The 16,575-nt window shown below is 64.0% G+C and carries 17 protein-coding genes; 8 read left to right on the forward strand and 9 right to left on the reverse strand.

Going from position 1 to position 16,575, the window contains the following annotated elements:
• Window positions 1-20 precede the first annotated feature (20 nt).
• Entirely contained in the window at window positions 21-308 is a 288-nt protein-coding gene (locus ABHM97_RS01655; protein ID WP_211710084.1) for a MoaD/ThiS family protein, read from the reverse strand.
• A 7-nt stretch (window positions 309-315) separates the two neighbouring features.
• Entirely contained in the window at window positions 316-1,542 is a 1,227-nt protein-coding gene (locus tag ABHM97_RS01660) for a WD40/YVTN/BNR-like repeat-containing protein (protein ID WP_349469347.1), read from the reverse strand.
• Between the two features lie 255 nt (window positions 1,543-1,797).
• Here ABHM97_RS01660 and ABHM97_RS01665 point away from each other — a divergent pair, with 255 nt between their 5' ends.
• Window positions 1,798-3,003, forward strand: a complete 1,206-nt coding sequence (locus ABHM97_RS01665; protein ID WP_349469348.1) for a GGDEF domain-containing protein — start codon at window positions 1,798-1,800, stop codon at window positions 3,001-3,003.
• 52 nt (window positions 3,004-3,055) lie between these two features.
• On the opposite strand, the gene ABHM97_RS01670 is transcribed toward ABHM97_RS01665, so the two are convergent.
• A complete protein-coding gene (locus ABHM97_RS01670) occupies window positions 3,056-4,051 on the reverse strand; it encodes a S1C family serine protease (RefSeq protein ID WP_349469349.1) in 996 nt (331 codons plus the stop codon).
• A 534-nt stretch (window positions 4,052-4,585) separates the two neighbouring features.
• Between ABHM97_RS01670 and ABHM97_RS01675 the strand changes: the two genes are divergently transcribed.
• Window positions 4,586-5,365, forward strand: a complete 780-nt coding sequence (locus ABHM97_RS01675; protein ID WP_349469350.1) for an isocitrate lyase/PEP mutase family protein — start codon at window positions 4,586-4,588, stop codon at window positions 5,363-5,365.
• Window positions 5,366-5,424: 59 nt separating this feature from the next.
• On the opposite strand, the gene ABHM97_RS01680 is transcribed toward ABHM97_RS01675, so the two are convergent.
• Window positions 5,425-6,348 (reverse strand): LysR family transcriptional regulator, encoded by a 924-nt coding sequence (locus ABHM97_RS01680; RefSeq protein ID WP_235518296.1) that lies wholly within the window; start codon window positions 6,346-6,348, stop codon window positions 5,425-5,427.
• A gap of 179 nt (window positions 6,349-6,527) precedes the next feature.
• Between ABHM97_RS01680 and ABHM97_RS01685 the strand changes: the two genes are divergently transcribed.
• Window positions 6,528-6,869, forward strand: coding sequence for a CBU_0592 family membrane protein (locus tag ABHM97_RS01685; RefSeq protein WP_235518293.1), 342 nt, complete (start codon window positions 6,528-6,530; stop codon window positions 6,867-6,869).
• A 95-nt stretch (window positions 6,870-6,964) separates the two neighbouring features.
• Window positions 6,965-7,999 carry an LLM class flavin-dependent oxidoreductase gene (locus tag ABHM97_RS01690; RefSeq protein WP_349469351.1) on the forward strand — a complete coding sequence of 345 codons (1,035 nt, stop codon included), beginning with the start codon at window positions 6,965-6,967 and terminating at the stop codon, window positions 7,997-7,999.
• Here ABHM97_RS01690 and ABHM97_RS01695 read toward each other — a convergent pair.
• On the reverse strand, window positions 7,996-8,196 hold the full coding sequence (locus tag ABHM97_RS01695; protein WP_235518290.1) for a hypothetical protein: 201 nt from the start codon (window positions 8,194-8,196) through the stop codon (window positions 7,996-7,998). The genes ABHM97_RS01690 and ABHM97_RS01695 overlap by 4 nt on opposite strands.
• 111 nt (window positions 8,197-8,307) lie before the next feature.
• Here ABHM97_RS01695 and ABHM97_RS01700 point away from each other — a divergent pair, with 111 nt between their 5' ends.
• A complete protein-coding gene (locus tag ABHM97_RS01700; protein ID WP_349469352.1) occupies window positions 8,308-8,808 on the forward strand; it encodes a universal stress protein in 501 nt (166 codons plus the stop codon).
• A 315-nt stretch (window positions 8,809-9,123) separates the two neighbouring features.
• Here the strand turns inward: ABHM97_RS01700 and ABHM97_RS01705 are convergent, their stop codons facing one another.
• From ABHM97_RS01705 to ABHM97_RS01720, 4 genes are read right to left on the reverse strand one after another with little or no spacing between them, the layout of a single operon-like run.
• Window positions 9,124-10,515 (reverse strand): GntP family permease, encoded by a 1,392-nt coding sequence (locus tag ABHM97_RS01705; RefSeq protein WP_284987398.1) that lies wholly within the window; start codon window positions 10,513-10,515, stop codon window positions 9,124-9,126.
• Window positions 10,516-10,538: 23 nt separating this feature from the next.
• The gene (locus ABHM97_RS01710; protein WP_349469354.1) at window positions 10,539-11,174 is read right to left on the reverse strand and encodes a bifunctional 4-hydroxy-2-oxoglutarate aldolase/2-dehydro-3-deoxy-phosphogluconate aldolase; all 636 of its coding nucleotides are present in this window, start codon (window positions 11,172-11,174) and stop codon (window positions 10,539-10,541) included.
• Entirely contained in the window at window positions 11,171-12,808 is a 1,638-nt protein-coding gene (locus ABHM97_RS01715) for an N-acyl-D-amino-acid deacylase family protein (RefSeq protein WP_349469355.1), read from the reverse strand. The genes ABHM97_RS01710 and ABHM97_RS01715 overlap by 4 nt, the downstream gene beginning before the upstream one ends.
• Before the next feature lie 6 nt (window positions 12,809-12,814).
• Window positions 12,815-14,134 (reverse strand): alanine racemase, encoded by a 1,320-nt coding sequence (locus ABHM97_RS01720; protein ID WP_349469356.1) that lies wholly within the window; start codon window positions 14,132-14,134, stop codon window positions 12,815-12,817.
• Window positions 14,135-14,305: 171 nt separating this feature from the next.
• Here ABHM97_RS01720 and ABHM97_RS01725 point away from each other — a divergent pair, with 171 nt between their 5' ends.
• The 3 genes from ABHM97_RS01725 to ABHM97_RS01735 are packed head-to-tail and all read left to right on the forward strand — an operon-like array spanning window position 14,306 to window position 16,508.
• Complete coding sequence (locus ABHM97_RS01725; protein ID WP_235518282.1) at window positions 14,306-15,349, forward strand: sugar kinase; 1,044 nt, start codon at window positions 14,306-14,308, stop codon at window positions 15,347-15,349.
• Complete coding sequence (locus tag ABHM97_RS01730; RefSeq protein ID WP_349469358.1) at window positions 15,346-16,107, forward strand: IclR family transcriptional regulator; 762 nt, start codon at window positions 15,346-15,348, stop codon at window positions 16,105-16,107. The genes ABHM97_RS01725 and ABHM97_RS01730 overlap by 4 nt, the downstream gene beginning before the upstream one ends.
• Entirely contained in the window at window positions 16,104-16,508 is a 405-nt protein-coding gene (locus tag ABHM97_RS01735) for a RidA family protein (RefSeq protein WP_211710100.1), read from the forward strand. Before ABHM97_RS01730 ends, ABHM97_RS01735 begins: the two co-directional genes overlap by 4 nt.
• The last annotated feature ends 67 nt before the right edge of the window (window positions 16,509-16,575 follow it).

The following is a 16,575-nucleotide window of genomic DNA, read 5'->3' on the forward strand; positions in this document are numbered from 1 at the left end:
GGGCTGGACCCCAACGCTCTTCAGCCGCCGGCCACGGACTGGATAATCAAGACCTCCTGGCCAGCCGCAACCTCCGTATCAAGCCCCTTCAGACGCCGGACTTCATCCCCGTTCACGTAAATATTCACGAAACGGCGAAGCGCCCCGGTTTCATCACGCAAGCGCCTGGCCAGCACCGGATATTCTCCGGTGACTGAGTCCAGCAACTGTCCCACGGTCACAGCCCCGTCGGCGGACGCAGTCAGATAGGACTGTCCGCCGACGAGCGGCTGCAGGACGCCAGGCAACAGGACCGTAAAGTCAGCCACAGCGGACCTAACCAGGTACCGGGGCGTCGGGTTGGTCTTCGGGAGACGCAGCCGTCTCGGCAGCCGCATCCACAATGACCGCGGCCTCCGCCAGCACTGTCGCTTCCGCTGCAGCCAGCGGGGCTTCCGCCCCAGTCGGGTTTCCAACCACGACGGCGGCACGCACGCTAAGTACGTCCGGCAAGTGTGCTGCCACTTCAGTAAAAGTCACGCCCTCATCGTCGCTGGCGTAGACGGTGCCGCCACGGGTGCCGAAATACACGCCAACGGGCTCGGCCGTGTCCACCGATGCGGCGTCACGGAGGACCGCGTTGTATTCGTGGTCCGGGAGTCCTGCGTGGAGTTCCGTCCACGTATTTCCTGCATCATGGGTCCTGTGCACGCTCAGTTTGCTGTCCGGTGGAATCCGTTCGCCGTCGGCTTTGAGGGGAATCACCCAGGCCGTACCCTCGCGCCGGGGATGCGTCAGCATCACGAACCCGAAGTCCGCGGGCAGTCCCTCCGCGATTGAATTCCAGTTCTCGCCGTCATCATCGGTCCGGTATACGCCGTGATGGTTCTGCGCATAAAGACGACCGTCGACGGCGGCGTCCGCAGCAATCTTGTGGACGCACTGGCCGAACTCGGGGTTGGGATCCGGCATGAAGTAGGCCGATATCCCCTTGTTCCGGGGCTCCCAGGACGCACCGCCGTCGAGCGATCTGTAAACGCCACCGGTGCTCATGGCGACGTGGACTTTCTCCCCGCTCGGATCCACCACGATCGAGTGCGCCGCCGCGCCGCCATAGCCTGCACCCCACTCACTGCGGTGGGGGTGGTCCCACAGTCCGCGGTTCAGTTCGAAGTGCTGGCCGCCGTCGGTCGATTTCCACAGCGAAATCGGCTCGCACCCGGCCCACACAACGCCTGGCCGGGAGTCGGCGTCGGGGTGGATCTGCCAAATGCGTTCCAGGGCCGCATCAGTATCTTCGGGGAATTTGATGGCACCTTGTTCGGGCTCGGTCCATGTGGCGCCAAGGTCATCGGAATGGACAACGGTGGGACCCCAATGTTCGGAGCGCACCCCCACCATGATCCGTGTTTTGCCGTCCCGGGTGTCTATTCCGATGCTTGGTATCTCACTCATCAGGAAATGTGGGCCGGAAAGGGACCATTCCTTACGGTCCGTGCTGGTTGCCAGCCACAGGCCCTTCTTTGTCCCGATCGCTAAGAGGTAACTCTCTGGGGTAGCCATGAACCCATGCAACCATCCGCTGGACGGGGAGGGCAATGGTTTTTTCGAGGGAGGGTGCCTCTCCAGGCAGCGGAACTACAGAGCGGCACGCCGGGCCTATTCACTGTTGGGGAAAAACATGCTTGACTAATGTCTTTGCGGCCGAATTCGGTCGCAGCAACAATCTTGGGGGATTAAATGAATCACGGAGATGGCAGCCAATGAGAATTCCGACTGGGAGCTCCTTGGTTACTGACCGGTAGCGGGACGGCCTTTATGAATTCGCTTGCATTGCAAGAGGGAACCATCGTCCTGGACCCCTTCGCCGTCCGAATCGTCCTTGGTTTGGTGACTTTGGCACTGATTGTCATCTCGTGCCTTACGTCGCAACGGAAACGCACCCCCTACGCCCACTGGTGGCGGGCGGCCCTCTTCCTGTTTTTCGTGGGAAACGGCGCTTTCCTGTGGAACGGCACGCCTTTCCAATGGTGGGCCAGTCCTGCGGGTAAGTTCCTGGTGGTGGCGGGCGCCTTCTGCGTCTGGGCGGGAGCGCGCACCCTCCGCGACCGAAAGGCCGCATTATGGCAGCTGCTGCCGGGACCCCTGCTGGCAGGAGCGGCCTCCATCCTGGATGACCCAGCTTCAAGCGTGTGGTCCGGCGGGATGGCTTATCTGGCGATGACCACCGCCGGAATCGCTTTTGCCGCAATTGAACTGTGGTTCACAAAATCAGCCCGGTCCAGAATCACCAGGTTTCTGTCCATCATGGCTGGGCTGACGGCCGCCTATTACCTGCTGCGCACCCTTACTTACATTTTGTACGGTGGTGAAAGCTGGCTGTTCCAGACATATTTCGGTTACGCTCCTGCAGCCTTGGTGCACCTAATGCTGCTGGTCGCGGTGTCATCCACCATGAATACCCTGAGCAACAGGCAACTCATCCGGCGCCTACGCGAGCGCGCGGAACGGGACCATTTGACGGGACTGCTCAACAGGGGTGCCTTCCTGGATTTGGCTGCCCGGGAACTTGCGCGCTCTTCACAGGACCGCGGCGCTGCCCTCATCCTGGCCGACCTGGACAACTTCAAGGCCGTCAACGACGAATATGGACATTCGGCGGGGGACGCCGCCCTCCGCGCCTTCGCCAAGGCCAGCTCAGCCGCCGTCAGGTCAACGGACCTCATTGGACGCTACGGCGGGGAGGAGTTCATCCTTTTCCTGCCTGGAGCCTCGCAACAAAGGGCCGAAGCCATCGCCTCGGATATCAGCGAGCGCCTGGCTGCGATGGACGGCACCGATGGCCTGCCCTTCCCGACGGTCAGCTACGGCGTTACCTCCACGGGAGCGGGGGCTCCGGACCTGGCGTTCATGATCAACGTGGCGGACGCCGCCCTGTACAGCGCCAAAGCCCAAGGCAGGAACCGGGTTGTGGGAGCGGACCCTTTGGACGCTGAATCGGCAGAGGACAAGGCAACACCGTAGGCATCGGATCTGGTGAGCGGCACGCACCCCTGAATGCGTGCCGCTCACAGCCCTAGCAGGCAGTCGGTTCCCCGAACGGCAGTGAGGTTCCGGCTATGCGCCAGAGGGAGCCGTCCCAATGCATCGCATACTGGATCCGCCAATTCGAGCAGGTCTGGCCGTTCCTGCCATGGGCCGCGTCCTGGATGGTCTGAAGGACTACGTTGGCGTTCAGGTCATCCGGGGACTGTGTATTGGTGACGTTGTAAAGTTCGGCGTTGGTCCAGTAGGACGAACCCAGCCCTTCGCTCCACTTGACCGAGTCTCCAAAGGTGGCCTGGAGTTCGGGGGTGAGAATCTTGAAGGCCGCGGCGTAAGCACCTTGGTTAATGCCTTGCCCGTGAAGAATCAAGCTCTGCCCTACGCTGCGGGCCTGATCGTGATTCGCCGAGACCGTGAAGGGGAAGAACCCGGAACCCGGTGCCGGTGCGTTGCCGCATTCGTCGAAGGCCACTGGCGTAGCCCGGGATTTCCATTCGTTGACCGCTGCGGAAACACGGGGTGCTGTTACTGCATAGGCGATTCCTTCTGCCCTGCCGTAGCCTTCGGGCTCAATGGTGACCACTACACCGGAAACCTCCCCGTCCTGGGTGATGAGCGGCCCTCCACTGTTGCCATGATTGATGGCGGCGTCTGTCTGGATAAGGTTCGGGAGAGTGCGGTCACCGATGTGTTGCTCGACGTCGAGCGCGCTCACCGTTCCCCTGGTCAAGGTGAACGGATGACCCAGGGGAAATCCGAGTGCCGCCACATCGCTCCCAACCGGGGGCTCGCTGCTTCGTAGTTGAAACTGATGCCCTTCCACAGGGCTTCGGGTTTTAACAACCGCGATGTCCGCCACGTCGTTCTTGCCGAGAACCGTGGCGTCTACGGAGGTCCGGCCGAAGGCGATGCTGATCGCGGATGCGTCATGGACAACGTGGGCGGCTGTGACCACCAGGTCCGGTCCCACAAGGAACCCCGTACCCGTTTGACCGGCGTCGCACGTCGTGACGGTCAGCTGCCCCACGCCCGACTGCACCCGGGCAACCACGTCAGGCCAAGCTCTTGGCTCAGGAGACGTACTGGGGGTCGTGTCGGCAGCAGAGCTTCCATTCGAGGTCGGAGTGCTCGGGGAAGGGCTGGGGACTTCCTGGCTGGTTGCTTGTGGTGGTGAAGAAGCTTGCGGGGACGGACTGGAGCCGCCAGTACAGCCCGTTGCCACAAGACACAGGCTTAGGGACGCTATGACAGTGCAACGGACAAAGGGGTTTTGTGTGCTGTTCATCAAGGACCTCCTGACGCTGAGGGCGGAGCAGCGGCATGGTCCGGATCGCTCCTGCAACTGCGCCCTCAAAAGAAAAGTCGGGTAAGCCGCCGTCGTAAAAGATTGATCATGGAATGGATATGCGAGACCCATGATGCAAAATCGACGGCCGTTTACTCGACTCGTGTTTCCCAGCAAGCACATCGTAACGCCGGAAAAGCCGGCCAAGGAGAAACCGCCACGCCATAGGCCTAGGCTGAACGTGGCAAGATTCCCAGCCCACGACGGAGGAAACCCATGACAGAAGCAAACACCAACTCACGTGCGCAGCAGTTGAAGGCCCTGCACGAGGCTCCGGAAATCCTCAGCGTTGTCAACGTGTGGGATGCCATCAGTGCCTCCACGGTGGCAGCTCTTCCAGAGACCAAGGCAATCGCGACAGCGGGCCATTCCATTGCCGCCGCCTACGGCTATGCCGATGGGACCATGCCGCTGGACGTGGCGCTCAGCGGGGTGGAGCGGATCGTCAAAGCCGTGGACCTTCCCGTCACAGCCGACCTGGACGACGGATATGAAGACCCTGCCGAGACCATCCGCCGGGCCATCGCCATTGGTGTTGTCGGCGCGAACGTCGAGGACCGGTTGCGCCCCTTCGACGAGGCCGTTGCCCGGGTTCAGGCGATCATCAAGGCCGCCGAGGGGGAGGGCATTGCCTTCCAGCTGAACGCCCGGACGGACGCGATCGTCCGCGGCGGCGACCGCCCCATCAAGGACAGCCTCGACGACGCCATCGCACGTGGCCGGGCGTTCCTCGACGCCGGTGCTGCTTTGGTTTTCGTGCCGGGCGCACTGAACCGTGAAACCATCGAGCCCCTGGTTGAAGGCTTGGGACACGGAAAGCTCTCCGTGATTGGCGCACCGGGAGCCCTTCCGGCGAACGAATTGCAGGAGCTCGGCGTTGCCCGCGTCTCCTACGGCCCGTTCACGCAACGCGTCGCGTTGCGCGCTCTCCAGGACCTGGCCACTGACCTCTACGGATCGGGTGTCATCCCTGCCGACACTCCTGCCTTGAACTAACCGCAGCAGCAAAAACAACAACCGGGTCCCGCCGCATCACCACGCGGCGGGACCCGTTTTTATGAGCCGGCCCGGGTATCGAAAGCGGCCGCTGATTCCCGGAGAAGTCGAGCAACGGTGTCCAGGGGCAAACTCGTTGCCCTTCGCCGGTCGAACCTGCGCAAGGCAATGTGCCGCGTACCCAAACCAGGGACATCCAGGATGTCCACGTTGTCCTGGACCACGCCGGTCAGTGCCAAAGTGGGAACAATCGCGACACCCTCGCCGGCGGCCACCAGTGCGAATGCGGTGAGTGTGTCCTGGTACTGATGGACCGTCTCAATACGCGCCCCGGTGGTGTGGCGAAGACGCCCCAGCACGGCATCGTTGGCTGCGGACGGCTCCACCCCAAGCCACGGCAGATGCAGCCGGCTGAGGTCGATGCTGTCCGTGGCCAGCAAGGATCCGGCCGGCACCACCAACTTCCACGGCTCATCGAGCAACGGCTCCTCGACCATTCCGGCAGCAAGCGGGTGCTGGACCGCGGCCGCCGAATCCTGCTCGATGACCACCGCGTCGAGCTGCCGTTGCCTGAACAGGCGCATGAGGGCTGGAAAACTGTCTTCCACGATCCTGATCTGCAATTCGGGGTACTGGCTGCGCCACTCGGGCAGGCGTGGAATCACCACGGTGCGCATGAAACTGGTGAATCCGCCGATGCGCACCACGCCTGCCACCTGGGCTTCCCCTTGCATCCGTGCCCGGGCAACATTGAGCGCGCGTTCGATCTCTTCGCCGGCTTCTGCCACCGCCAGTCCAGCTGGAGTCAGGACCGAGCCTTTGGGGGTTCGCATGACCAATGCCTGCCCTGCTTCGCTCTCAAGTTTGCTGAGTTGCTGGGACACTGCGGACGGCGTGATCCGCAGTTCATCGGCAGCGGCAAGAACGCCTCCAGTGCGCGCAACAGCAAGGAGGACAAGCAGCCGACGCGGGTCCATTTCCATGTTAAGAAATCCTAAATACGGGATTCAGCGGAATGCAATTGATCTAAAGAAGAATCTCCAGCAATATCTATCTCAGAGTTGCTGTTCAGTCCAACGAAGGATGAACCAGGGCAGCCCCAAATCCTAAAAATTACGCCACCGGCAACCCCAGCCGGGCGCTTCATCCTGAAAGGAATCCGATGGAACTGCTGTGGGAAATGACCGGTTGGGCTGGCGCTGCCGCGATGCTCGGTTCGTACCTGTCGGTGTCCATGGGTTGGTTGAAGCCGGGCATCAGTTTCCAGACTGCGAACCTCTTCGGATCATGCGCCTTCATCATCAATGGCACGCTGCACGGAGCCTGGCCGTCGGTAGCCACCAACGTGGCGTGGTTCCTCATCTCAGCGGTGGCACTGCACCGCCTGCGGGCAGCGCAACAGCCTGCACGCGTGGAGGTTCCGGAGCAGCGATCACCGCTGACAACCGACACTGGCACCCACCTGGTCATTCCGGTCCCCCAAGCAGTGGTGAACTGCCCCTAGCTTGCGGCATCACACAAGGTAACCTCCCGCCGTCGTCGTACTGTCCACCGCATAAGGTGGGCAATAACCGCTGACCGACAGCTAAGGAGAGCCCCATGCCCGCCCCTGAACGCCCGTTGAAAAAGCTGGGATTCCTCACCATCGGACTGTTCGATCCCGCGGACCCGGCTGCAGGTCACCAGTCCACGCTGGACATCATCGAGCTGGGCGAGAAATTGGGCTTCGACAGTGCCTGGCTGCGGCACCGCCACCTGCAGTTCGGCATCTCGTCGCCCGTCGCAGTGATGGCTGCGGCCAGCCAGCGCACTTCCAGGATTGAGCTCGGCACCGCCGTCACTCCGCTGGGATGGGAAAACCCCTTGCGGCTCGCTGAAGACCTGGCCACTGTGGACATCCTGGCGGGCGGGCGCATCAATCCGGGGCTGAGCGTGGGCGAGCCCATGAACTACGACACCGTAAAGCATGAGCTCTACCCTGACTCCGCGGACGTTGAAGACTTCAGCTATACCCGCGTCGAACGGCTGGCCCGGCTGATCGCAGGGGAAAAGGTCCGGGAGTTCTCCGGTAAGCAGGGTGTGGTGGAGGAGTTCTCCAACCGGGTGGAGCCGCACTCCCCCGGGCTGCGGGACCGTCTTTGGTACGGATCGGCCAGCCTGAAATCGGCCCTGTGGGCCGGCGAAAACGGCTTCAATTTGCTCTCCAGCAGCGTGGTCTTTCCCTCCCCCGATGAAGAGCCGGACTTCGCCCGCGTCCAGCAAAAGCAGATCCGCGCCTACCGTGAGGCCGCCGCGGCGCAAGGGCACAAGCCAGCGCGGGTCTCGCAGGGCCTGGTGGTGATCCCCACCGATTCGGCATCGGCAACGCAGCGGGAGAAATACCAGCGCTACGTCGATGAGCGCACGCCCCGCACCAGCGCGCCGCAAGGGCCCAAGGGCATGCTGTTCGCGAAGGACCTCATAGGCACCAGTGAGCAGATCGCCGAGCAGCTGTACGCGCACGCCGGCTTCCAGGAAGTCGACGAAGTCGCGTTTGCCCTGCCATTCAGCTTCGACCACGAGGACTATGTCCAGATCCTCACCGATATTGCGGGCACGCTCGCCCCGGCACTTGGATGGCGCCCGGAAGGCTAGTCCACGAACTCCGACTGCGTCTGGATAAACGTCCAATCGGCGTCGGTGAGCACTCCGCTCACCTTGTCCGGATGCGGGCCGCCCGCCTCGGCAATGTGCTGCAGCACCTGCAAGGGGAGTTCGTCGGCGCGCAGGTTCTCGCGCAGCCACTCCTTGCTGTCCAGGTGCAGATCAAGCCACCACATGTAAATTTCCATCGCAGACCACCCTCCTTGAATTAACCGTAGGCCCGGGCAAACAGTGTCTACAAGAGCCAACGGCGGCCGGATGACCTGTTCAACGCCACGCTGCGGCGCAACAATGAGGGTATGGCTGCGGAAGATTTCAGCGGACCGATTCCCTTGGTGGTGGGCGTGCTGCCGGACCAGCATGTGGAAGTCCTCCAGACCGCACGCACCTTGGCCGAACAGCTCGGCGTGCCGCTGGTCTGTGCGTACGTGGACGAGGCCAGCTACCTCGTCGAATGGGATCCGGCGCGTGACGCGCACCGGATGTCGTTGCACCCCGAGAAGGACCAGGCCGACGTCGAGGCTGTTCGCGGTGATTTGGGCAAGCTCATCGGCGACGCGCTGGACGGTGGCACCGCTGACTGGACCCTGCGTCTTCTCGCCGGGGATCCGGCCCGCGCCCTTGGCCGGCTCGCGGAGGACATCAAAGCGTCGATGATCATTGTGGGCACCCCGGAGCCTGGTTTGGGGCACCGCATTTCCGAGGCCCTCAACGGTTCTGTGGCCGCTTGGCTCAGCCACCACCAGCGCCGCCCGGTGCTGATCGTGCCGCAGAAAAAGAGGACGGAAGGGGGCCGTTGAAACTAAAGCGAAAGTAGTTATTCGAGGTGGTGGCAATGGGGTCCCGGGCAACGTAGAGTAATTACTGCAGGCCGGTGAAAGCCCCTGCTCAAAGGCTGCTCCGGAGTGCGTATCCCCCAATAACGCACTCCGGAGCTCTTTTGTTTAAGCCCGGGTTTTCTGCCCGTGCGGCCACCACCTTCTTTGACGCAGAAACGGCCCCGACACACCCATGATCAGGTGTGTCGGGGCCGTTTTGGTCTCAAAGCTGGTGGGGCCGGCACGGCTCGGAGGATGAAGAGCACGACGCCGGCACCCACCTTGGGTGAGGAAAGGTCACCTCACGAAGGTGTACAGCAATGCCGCCATCCCGAAGCCCACAATGGACAGCACCGTCTCCAGTACGGTCCACGTCTTCAAAGTGTCCTTGACGGACATGTTGAAGTACTTGGAAATGATCCAGAACCCGCCGTCATTCACGTGGCTGGCGATGATGGAGCCGGAGGAGATGGCCACCACGATCAGCGCGAGCTGCGGCTGCGAGTAGCCGGTAGCCAGGCTGGGCGCCAGGATGCCGCCCGTGGTTACGATTGCCACCGTTGCCGAGCCCTGCGCGATACGCATCCCTGCGCTGATCACGAAGGCGGAGAGGATGATCGGCAGGCCGGCCTGGGACAGCGAATCCGCCACGGCCTTGCCCACACCGGTGGCCGACAGCACCGCTCCGAAGAACGCACCGGCGCCTACAACCAGCAGGATCATGCCCACGGGCCGCAGCGACGAGCCCGTAATTTCGCTGAGCTCGGCGGAGGTCATGCCGCGGCGAATGCCCAACAACCACATGGCGAGGAGCACGGCGACGGTGAGAGCGATGGCCGGGTTGCCAAAGAACTGCAGGATGTCCCGGAAAACACCGGCGGGAGCGAAGATGTTGCCGAACGTGCCGCCGAGGATGAGGATCATGGGCAGACCGATGGCAAGCAGGACCAGGCCGATGGACGGTTCGTCGCCCTTGGCGGTGTCCGATTCGGCAACGATCCGGTCCTCGGGCACGTTCACCATGACGCGCTTGCCGATGTAGGTGCCCCACAAAATACCGGAGGCGAACCAGGCAGGGATACCGCAGATCAGGCCCATGAGGATGATCCAACCAAGGTCAACGTGGAACAACCCGGCAGCGGCCACAGGACCGGGGTGCGGGGGCAGGAAAGCGTGCGTCACTGACAGGCCTGCCAGCAACGGCAGCGCGTACAGGGCCAAAGACTTGCCGCCGCGGATAGCCGCGACGTACACCAGCGGCGCCAGGACGAAGATGCCGATGTCGAAGAACACCGGGATACCCAGCACGAAGCCGGTGATGCCCATGGCCAGCGGAGTACCCTTCTCGCCGAAGATCTTCACAAGCCTCGCCAGCAGCACCTCGGCGCCACCGGACCGCTCCAGGATGGCACCAAGGACGGTACCCAGGCCAATGATCACTGTGATGTGGCCAAGGATGCCCGCGAAGCCCTTTTCAATCAGGGCGTCACTGCTCTTGGTGGCCGAACCGACCAGTGCCTCCACGGAGATCCCGCCAACCAAGGCCACGATCACACCCGTTCCCACCAGGGCGATGAACGGTTCGAGCTTGACCTTGATGATCAGGAACAGCAGAAGGGCGATGCCTGCGCCCGCCAGGAGCAGCAGGCCGGCGGTGTCGTGCCGCAGCCATTCAAGGAATTCATTCATGGGCGTATCTTTCTGGGTGAGTCCTACTTGAGGGTGCCGGTGAAGGCGGCGGCACGTGCCGCGATGTCTGCCCAGTCGCCTGCGGCAACTGCCGCGGGCGGGACTACACTGGTGCCGCAGCAGACTGCGGCAGCACCGGCGTCGAGGTAGCTCTTGGCGTTGGAGGCATCGATGCCTCCCGAAGGCAGCAGGCGGATCCCGGGGTAGGGGCCCTGCAAGTCCTTCAAATACGCCGGTCCGAGCTGCCGGGCGGGGAAAATCTTGACGGCGGCAGAACCCAGGTCCAGGGCCTGCGCCACCTCGGTGGGAGTCATGGCGCCGAGGCTGAAGGGGATTCCCGCAGCCGCGGCGACGGCGGCGACCTCGGGCCGCAGGCCCGGCGTCACCAGGAACTGCGCGCCGGCGTCGATCGCTGCACGGGCCTGGTCGGCGGTCATCACCGTTCCGATTCCGACGGCGGCCCCATGCTCCGCCGCGGTTTCCGCCGCACGCTTGACGTGCTTGAGCGCATCCGGGGTGGTGAACGTCAGCTCAACGCTGCGGATGCCGCCGTCGGCCAGTGCCCTGCAGAGGTCCGCTGCGTCCGTGATGGAGGGTGCGCGAACCACGGCAAGGGTGCGGTCTGCTTCAAGCTGCTGGAGGAACTGTTCGGGGGTCATAGCTGTCCTTCTCGGGTGAGGCCGTCGCTGTGGCGGCGGAGGGCGCGTCCGGCGCGGGCGCCGGTAGGCTGGCCGCCGTCGATCGCGGCCGCGCCGTTCACGAAGACGTAGTGGATGCCGCTGGCGGCTTGGCGGGGGTTCTCGAAAGTGGCTTCGTCCCGGATTGTTTCCGGGTCAAAAAGCACGACGTCGGCCGCGTAGCCTTCGCGGACAAGTCCCCTGTTGTGGAGCTTGAGTCGCGCGGCAGGCCGGCCACTGAGGTGATGGACCATTTCCTCTAGCCCCAGCAGCCCCAGGTCGCGGGAGTAATGGCCGAGGTAGCGGGGGAACGTGCCCCAGGCACGCGGATGCGGCTTGGCACCGACCAGGAGGCCGTCGCTGCCGCCGGTGTGGGTGCGATGCTTCATGATTGCCTGCACGTTTTCTTCGTGGCCCACATGCTGCAGGATGCCGGTGCCGAGGCGGTCTTCCATGAGGATGTGCACGAAGACGTCGAAAGGCTCCTGCCCCGTTGCCGTTGCGATGTCCCTGATGGTCTGGCCCACGAAGCCTGCGAGCGCCGGGGTCTGGACGCCGCTGATTTCCAGGGTGTCCCACTCGGCAACCACGCCGTGGCAGCCGTCCGAGCCGTAGATTTCCACGGCCTCACGGATTCGTGCGCGGGTTTCCGGGTCGGCCAGCCGGGCCAGGGTGGCATCGGTCCCGCCCGACGACGCCCAACTGGGCAGGATGGCGCTCAGCGTGGTGGCACCCGGGAGGTACGGGTAGGTGTCCAGGGTGATGTCCACACCTTGGTCGAGAGCGGAGTCGATCAGGTCAAGCAGTTCGCTGGCGCGGCCCTTGTTCTCCGCGAAGTTCATGGTGGCGTGGGACAGGTGGAGTGCGCAGCCCGTGTCCCGGCTGAGGGCGATCATCTCGGCGTAGGCGTCCAGCGCACCCTTGCCGTAGGAGCGGTGGTGCGGCGCGTAGAAGCCGCCCAGCTCACCCACTGTCCGGCACAGGCCGGCGAGTTCTTCGGTCTGCGCGTACATGCCCGGGGTGTAGGTCAGCCCGGAGCTCATGCCCACGGCGCCTTCCTGCATCGCCGTGCGGATGACGTCCTGCATCTGCTGCTGTTGCTCCGGGGTGGGGTCACCCTCGGCGAAGCCCATCACCATGGCCCGCACGGTTCCTTGGGGTACCAGGTAGGCGGCGTTGGTGGCGATGCGGCCGCCGTGTTCTTCCTCGTCGAGCCGGTCGAGGTACTCCCCCACTGTTCGCCAGTTCCAGTCGAAATCGGCCGGGTTGTCATTCCAGCCAGCGATCTTCTCCCGGACACCTGCCAGCGTGGCGTCATCAACCGGTGCGTAGGACAATCCGTCCTGGCCGAGGAGTTCCGTGGTGACGCCCTGGCTGACCTTGGCGTAGTGGTCCCTGTTGACCAGCAGTTGCAGGTCCGAGTGCGCGTGCATGTCGATGAATCCCGGACTCAGCACCATGCCGGTGGCATCGATGACGCGGTCCGCTTCCGCAGCGGTGAGGGTCCCGGCGTCGGCGATGGTGGCAATCACCGGACCATCCAGGAGGACGTCCGCAGGGCGGCGGTCCTCTCCGGTTCCGTCCACCAGGGTGGCGTTGCTGATCAGGGTCTTCATGGCGTCCTAGAAGAAGGTGTGGATAAGGTCGACGACGGTTTGGTCACCTGTGCTGTCTGCGGATGCAGCGCCCGCGAGGACCGGGATGATGGTCCATTTGTCGAACGCGGTGCACGGGTGGGACAGGCCCAGGCGCACCACGTCGCCGGGGCGCACGGTGGTGGTTGTGGGATCAAAGGTCATGAAGGAGTGCTGATCGTTGACGGACGTGATCTCAGCTCCGACCAGCGGCGTCATGGGGCCACCCAGGGTTGGCCCGATGAGCTGTGGTTCTGGCAGGCCTTCATCGAAGGGGAGGTCACGTTTGCCGGCATCCAGGATGGCCAGGCCGGGCTCAGTCTGGGATACGACGCGCGCCCAACCGTGCATGCCGGCCGTGAACGGCTGACCACCTTCGCGGGAGAACGGGGAGATCCCGCGGTAGAAGCCGTCGTCGTGGATGATGTAGGCGCCGCTGCGGATCATGAGGTCCACGGTCTTTTCTGCGGACGGCGAGCCCTCGCTGATGCACGGGGACAGGACCGCCACCACGTCGTCGAAGTACGCGCTCCCGCCCGCCGTGAGGATCACGGAATCGGTGCCGTACAACCCGTCCGCGAGCAGGTTCTCGTGAAGCAGCCGCATCTGGGCGAGGTAGCCGCGGACGGCGGCCAGTCCGGCGTCGTCCGCTGTGTGCGCGAGCGAGCCTTCGTATCCGCTGACCCCCACCAGGCGCAGGTTGGGCGAGGCAGCAATGGCGCGGGCCACCTCCATGGCAGCGTCCACACCGCGGGCGCCGGTCCTGCCGCCGTGGGCACCGAGTTCCACCAGGACCTCCAGGACGGCGTCGCTGCCGGCCAGGGTCCGGTTGATGATGTCGACAGTTCCCAGGGAGTCGATCCAGGACAGGATCCGGGTGTCCGGGGACGCCTCTGCCACCCACTTAATCGCGTGCGGATCCGTGAGGCTGTTGGCGAGCTGCAGGTTCCGGACTCCAAATCCGCGGGCCACGCGAAGCTGGGCGAAATTGGCCAGCGTGATGCCCCATGCGCCGCGGTTCAGCTGCTCGGTCCAGAGCTGCGGGGCCATGGTGGTTTTCCCGTGCGGGGCAAGGAGCACACCCTTTTCGGCGCACCAGCTGGCAAGACGGTCGGCGTTGGCGGTCAGCGCCGCTGCGTCGAGGGTCAGCAGCGGGGTTTGGAGGTCTGCCAGTGAGTGCTGGGCGGCCAGGAAGTCCGCGTGGGTGGTCCCGTTTTCGCTTGCCGGCACGGCTTTGTGGCGCCAGTCGAGGCGGCGTTCGGCAAGGTCCTTCACGGCGGAGGCCGAGATGGCTTCGGAGGTGTTCACGCGTTTCGTTCCCTTCGCGGTGCTGCGATAGTGCGGCTGCGGGATGGTGACCGCTTGTTCTTGCGTTGCGTATTTTGCAACGCTGGTTGCAAACCTGATGGTGATATGTCTAACATGGTGGCGGATCGAGAGTCAAGGCCGCCTGGCGGCACAAACAAGTGCGGGAGAACGATGCTTTCAGCTGTATGCGTTGGCGAAACCATGGCCATGCTCACCCCTGTCAACGCCGTTCCTCTGCACCTCGCAACCGAACTGCACTTCGGGATTGGCGGCGCTGAATCCAACGTCGCCATGGGCCTCGCAGCCATGGGCCTGGACACGCATTGGGTCAGCCGCGTGGGCCGCGACGGCTTCGGCACCCGCATCCTGGACGAACTCCGCGACCACTACGTTGGGGTCTCCGGCGTCGAGGTCGACCCCATGCGTCCCACGGGCCTGTACGTCAAAGTGCCGGCGCAGGATTCAGCCTCCGACGGCGGCAGTTCCGTTTTGTACTACCGGCAAGGCTCTGCGGCCTCGGCCATGGGACGGGACACGCTCGCCAACCCGGAGGTGTCCTCGCTGCTGGAGGACGCTGCACTCATTCACCTCAGCGGGATCACTGCGGCCCTCTCCCCCGAATGCCTCTCCCTGCTTGAAGCCATCCTGACCGCACCCCGGAACGGCCGCACCATCAGCTTCGACGTCAACTGGCGTTCCGCCTTGTGGGCCGGCCAGGACCGCTCCGTCCTGCAACGATTGGCGAACCTCGCCGACGTCGTGTTGGTAGGCAAGGACGAGGCCGAGCACGCCTTCGGCACCACTGACGAAGCCGAACTCCGCCGCCTGATGCCGGACCCGGACGTGCTGGTCATCAAGAACGAGGCGATCAGCGCCATCGCGCTCACCCGTTCGGACACCGACCCGGGTGGCTCGGCTAGCCCGGGCGGCAGCCGGGAAGAGGTTCCCGCCTTGTCCGTTGCCGTCGTCGAGCCCGTTGGCGCCGGCGACTCGTTCGCCGCCGGTTACCTCAGCGGCATGCTGTTCGGGCTCGGCCAAAAGGAGAGCCTGCGCCGGGGCCATGTCGCCGCTGCCTGCACCTTGACCGTCCATGGCGACCGCGGACCGCTTCCGGACGCCGCGGAACTCGCAGCCATCCTCGATTCTTCGGATGACGCCTGGGCTGCTATCCATGTTGAAGACGGACAATTCAGCAAACGGAGCGTGACACCTTGAGCCAGAGCCTCATGCGGGCCATCGACCTGCTCGGCGAACTCGCCGCCAAACCCGCAACCCTGGACGAACTCGCGTCCAAGGCCGCCGTGCACAAGACCACCGTGATGCGGCTCCTGCACGCCATGGAGGAGAAACGCTTCGTGGTCCGGGACGAGGACCAGCGGTTCATGCTCGGCTCCAAGCTGTTCGAGCTGTCCTCGCTTGCGCTGGAGCAGCGGGACATCCGCCAGGTAGCGCACCCGCACCTGGCCGAGCTCAACGGAAAAACGGGGCACACGGTGCACCTCGCCGCCTTCGAAGGGAGCGAGGTGGTGTACATCGACAAGTTCGAATCGCACCACCCCGTCCGCATGTACTCGCGCATCGGCCTGACTGCATCGCTGCACTCGGCCGCCGTGTCCAAAGTCCTCCTCGCCGACATGCCGCGCAGCCGGCAGGAAAAGATCGCGGCGGGGCTGGACTACATCAAAGTTACCGAGAACACTTTGACCTCGCCGGAGGCCTTGCTGGCCGAACTTGAGCGGGTCAAGGACCAAGGCTGGGCCCACGACAACGCCGAGCACGAAGCATTCGTGCATTGCATCGCGGCCCCCATCCGCGATGCGAGCGGCGCCGTTGTGGCCGCAGCATCTTGTTCGGTACCGGTAGTCATGCTCAGCTATGAAGGCCTGCTTGAGCTGCTGCCCGACCTTAAAGCCAGCACCGAGGCCATCTCCAACGACCTCGGCTGGATCAGCCACGAAAGGAACTCAGCATGAGTGAAAAGACCGTAGTACTGACCGAAAACGCCCCCGCCCCGGCGCACGTATTCTCCCAGGGCATCAAGAAGGGCGGCATGTTCCAGGTTTCCGGCCAAGGACCCATGGATCCCGCCACCAACCAGTACATCGGCGAAGGCGACGTCCGCGTGCAGACCCGCCGCACCCTGGACAACGTCAAGGCCATCCTCGAAGCCGGCGGATCCTCCGTTGAAGACGTCCTCATGTTCCGCGTCTACCTCACCACCCGCGACGATTTCGCTGCCATGAACGAGGTCTACGGCGAGTTCATCCGCGAGAACGTCCCCTCCGGCCAGCTGCCCAGCCGCACCACGGTATTCGTGGACCTGCCGCACGAGGTCATGCTGGTGGAAATCGACGCCCTGGCCGTCACCGCCTAGCTCTTCTCCGTCGCTGCCCCGCTTTTCCGTCGTTGCCCAACAACGGAACTGCGGGGCAGCCACGTCC

The sequence above is a fragment of the Paenarthrobacter sp. CAP02 genome, assembly GCF_040137855.1.
GTDB lineage: Bacteria > Actinomycetota > Actinomycetes > Actinomycetales > Micrococcaceae > Arthrobacter.

Excerpts from the sequence above, each read along its gene's own strand:
- ABHM97_RS01715 (WP_349469355.1), bottom strand. The coding sequence starts at position 12,808 with ATGAAGACCCTGATCAGCAACGCCACCCTGGTGGACGGAACCGGAGAG.
- ABHM97_RS01705 (WP_284987398.1), bottom strand. The coding sequence starts at position 10,515 with ATGAATGAATTCCTTGAATGGCTGCGGCACGACACCGCCGGCCTGCTG.
- ABHM97_RS01690 (WP_349469351.1), top strand. The coding sequence starts at position 6,965 with ATGCCCGCCCCTGAACGCCCGTTGAAAAAGCTGGGATTCCTCACCATC.
- ABHM97_RS01680 (WP_235518296.1), bottom strand. The coding sequence starts at position 6,348 with ATGGAAATGGACCCGCGTCGGCTGCTTGTCCTCCTTGCTGTTGCGCGC.
- ABHM97_RS01700 (WP_349469352.1), top strand. The coding sequence starts at position 8,308 with ATGGCTGCGGAAGATTTCAGCGGACCGATTCCCTTGGTGGTGGGCGTG.
- ABHM97_RS01660 (WP_349469347.1), bottom strand. The coding sequence starts at position 1,542 with ATGGCTACCCCAGAGAGTTACCTCTTAGCGATCGGGACAAAGAAGGGC.
- ABHM97_RS01665 (WP_349469348.1), top strand. The coding sequence starts at position 1,798 with ATGAATTCGCTTGCATTGCAAGAGGGAACCATCGTCCTGGACCCCTTC.
- ABHM97_RS01675 (WP_349469350.1), top strand. The coding sequence starts at position 4,586 with ATGACAGAAGCAAACACCAACTCACGTGCGCAGCAGTTGAAGGCCCTG.
- ABHM97_RS01710 (WP_349469354.1), bottom strand. The coding sequence starts at position 11,174 with ATGACCCCCGAACAGTTCCTCCAGCAGCTTGAAGCAGACCGCACCCTT.
- ABHM97_RS01725 (WP_235518282.1), top strand. The coding sequence starts at position 14,306 with ATGCTTTCAGCTGTATGCGTTGGCGAAACCATGGCCATGCTCACCCCT.
- ABHM97_RS01685 (WP_235518293.1), top strand. The coding sequence starts at position 6,528 with ATGGAACTGCTGTGGGAAATGACCGGTTGGGCTGGCGCTGCCGCGATG.
- ABHM97_RS01695 (WP_235518290.1), bottom strand. The coding sequence starts at position 8,196 with ATGGAAATTTACATGTGGTGGCTTGATCTGCACCTGGACAGCAAGGAG.
- ABHM97_RS01735 (WP_211710100.1), top strand. The coding sequence starts at position 16,104 with ATGAGTGAAAAGACCGTAGTACTGACCGAAAACGCCCCCGCCCCGGCG.